The following is a 210-nucleotide window of genomic DNA, read 5'->3' as shown; positions in this document are numbered from 1 at the left end:
CCAATGGCGAGGCGATCTACAAGGCCGACCCCAACTCGGTAGCGCCAACCGGCGCCAAGGACGTGTTCACCTACACCATCCGCGACGCGGACGGTGACGAAAGCACCACGACCATCACCATCAACGTCACCGACAGCAAGCTCGTCGCTTGCCCGGACGATGACATCAAGGTGTACGAGCGCGGGCTGGACCTGGTGCAGGACGCCTGGG

General features: G+C 63.8%; 1 protein-coding gene. It reads left to right on the top strand.

Annotation, left to right across the window (positions count from 1 at the left end; genetic code table 11):
- Positions 1-210 (top strand): hypothetical protein (locus NJH59_RS25470; protein ID WP_253087488.1); only part of this gene is annotated, 210 nt, incomplete at both ends.

Source organism: Pseudomonas sp. VE 267-6A, from assembly GCF_024126555.1.
In the GTDB taxonomy this organism is placed as follows: Bacteria; Pseudomonadota; Gammaproteobacteria; order Pseudomonadales; family Pseudomonadaceae; genus Aquipseudomonas; species Aquipseudomonas palmensis.
Note: the sequence above shows the minus strand (reverse complement) of the source record. Positions and strands in the feature narration are given on the sequence as shown.